Source organism: Ectopseudomonas oleovorans (assembly GCF_003052605.1).
GTDB lineage: Bacteria > Pseudomonadota > Gammaproteobacteria > Pseudomonadales > Pseudomonadaceae > Aquipseudomonas > Aquipseudomonas oleovorans_A.
Genome location: NZ_QASO01000044.1, coordinates 1 through 2,519, shown reverse-complemented (window position 1 = coordinate 2,519; position 2,519 = coordinate 1). Strand labels below are relative to the sequence as shown.

Below are 2,519 nucleotides of genomic sequence, written 5' to 3'. Positions count from 1 at the left end.
AGGTGCTCTGACCCACTTGCGAATCGTGTTGCGCGCCAACCCGGTGCGCTTGGCTATCTCATGCAGCGACAGCTTGTCGCGGAAATACATCCGGCGGATTTTGCACCCATCATTTCCATACTGATCACCCTGTGTTCTCCTGCTCAAAAATTGAGCAGAAGCAGTTGAACACCTGGGTCAGTTTTCAGTCGGCAGAACAGCCTCTACTGGGTCAGTTTTCGGTCAGCGGCAACAAGCGATGGCGGCGTAAAAGCCCTGGCTTTTGCTGTTCCAGAAGGTGCTAAAGAGCGCCATAAACGCTCTGTAGCGTTACCGGTGCTGGTCGGGGCAAAAACTTGGGAAATCGACTCGGCGAGGAGAGCCTGGTTAAGGCACTCAAGATACGAAAGCGTTTTTACACGCTCTGGGCCGGGAGTCGACTGTTGTAACAGGCTGGTCTCGGCCAAGAGCTGACATTCAGCGACACCACTCTCTACTTCATGTACCAATTCACACTGCCTTGTTCGCTATCCCTCTAAAGACAGCTATCGATCACCGAATCGCCTCTGAAGATTTGTTAGCTCACGGCCTTTGCCAAAAATTTCTGCAATGACTTGTAGGTCGTCATGGGTCAAGGTGGAGGCATCAACCTCTCGAAGAACCGCATGCGTACCCAACTGATGCGCCAATCGCGCGAGGTTCGCCTTTATCGTTATAGATGAACATTTGGGCAGGTTATTCAGAAGAAGTAATGCGATATCAAAGCGACTGCTTTGATCCGCCAGCTGTAGGCAAAGCTTTTCCAGTTCCTCGTTGGCAGCAGCAGTAGTTTCTGGCGCGGAGGGTAGTATGGTGAGGCCGACAGCCAGATTAATAAGTTCTCGAATTCCCGGCTTGCTACTGAGCGATGAAATCTGCCGCCACAAACGACGTCGCCCTTGATCGGCAATCTCTGGGCTGAGTACCGCTTGCTTGAGTACAGCATAGGCATCCTCACCTAAGGATTTTCTCCACAAGGTAAGGCCATGATCGGGTAGTTCACTTGTACCGATCTGCCCCTTCGCAACTATTTGAATTGTTGCTGGCACCCGCTCAGTCGGGGCCAGATTTTGCGCGGCGTTCATCCAGACTCTTTCCAGCCACTCCACTTCGCTCGTCGCCTCCCAATTGATCACATCGGGCATCGTTGCGATCTGGTCTGCTGGAAGAGCTCCGGTAGTGCGTGCCAAGAATTGCTCTGCCTCTGCAGGGTGGGTTCTCCAGATGAGATTTGCGACCTCCATAAGCGCATTCTCATGCTCGGCTCCAACGATGCCAGCATGAAGCATTGAATCAAGCGAATGGAGCAGTCCGCGCTTCGCTTCCTGGGGGAATTTCCTTGCAACCTGGATGGCACTATCAAAGATGATTTGCGGGCTGTAGCCCGGATGGACCGCTACTGTGGTGGGCCAGGTGCCAGCGAAATACTGATGTAACAAATTGAGTTGGGCAGGATAGCTACTAGCCCCAGTGAAGGTGTTGTGCAGACAAGCCGCCACCGTCGCCGGCTCAGCATGAAGGTATATCTTCGAAAACCCTGGTAGCAGGGCTTTGAGGTCCGACACAGCACTGCTGACCTTGGACGGAAGCTTACTCAGAGCCTGAGCTAGATGTGCCTTGAGTTCGCCCGAATTCCAGCAATCTGTCGGAATCTCCTGGGCTGCCATTTGGTACAGCTCGTCAAAGGAATCCGGTGGGGAGGCCAAAGTAAACCCGCTATCAAAATAAGCAGCGATTTGGCTGCGCACGGTTTCTGGTAGCTGTGTATAGCTTCGGAAAAGCGCCGCACAGCAAGACAAAGGAAGAGAATCAGCAAGCGCTTGGATCCACTGCGCGCTTACGCTCGCGACCAGTGTCTCGTCGCGCCGAATGACTCCCTCGAAGAGTGCCACGGCATCCTTTTCGTAGGCTTCACCAGTTGCCAGATTCGCCGCGAGATGGGCAAGTTTCGATTTCGCTTCGTTAGTTAAATCTTCAAAGCGGGAGGAAGCGACGTATGCGTCTGGGCATCCCGTCTTGCGCAACTAAACCAGTCGCCACCTATGCGGCAGCAGCTCCGTAATCTCACTTGCCCGCTGCGTCGGCAGGCGCGTGAGGACGTCCTTCAAATAGGCGTACGGGTCATGCCCGTTGAGTCGAGCTGACTGGATCAAACTCATGATCGCCGCTGTCCGTTTACCGCTGCGCAGTGAACCTGCAAAGAGCCAGTTCTTGCGCCCCAACGCCCATGGCCGGATCTGGTTCTCTGCCCAATTATTGTCAATGGGTACGGCGCCGTCATCGAGATAGCGCGACAGCGCCGTCCAGCGTTTGAGGCTGTAATCCAATGCTTTGCTGATGGCCGAGCCATCGTGCACAAGTAGGCGCTGGGTGATCATCCAGGCATGCAACGCGTCCATCACCGGTACGGCTTTTTCTTGTCGTATTCGGCGGCGTAAATCCGGTTCTAGGTCGCGGACTTCATGCTCGATTTCGTACAGCAGCTGGATGTACCTCAAGGC

The 2,519-nt window shown here is 54.2% G+C and carries 2 protein-coding genes; both read right to left on the bottom strand.

Annotation, left to right across the window (positions count from 1 at the left end; translation table 11 throughout):
• Positions 1-524: 524 nt before the first annotated feature.
• Entirely contained in the window at positions 525-2,042 is a 1,518-nt protein-coding gene (locus tag DBO86_RS08555; protein ID WP_108233469.1) for a hypothetical protein, read from the bottom strand.
• Positions 2,043-2,519: IS66 family transposase (locus tag DBO86_RS08550; protein WP_146173183.1), on the bottom strand; the 477-nt coding region annotated here is incomplete at its 5' end.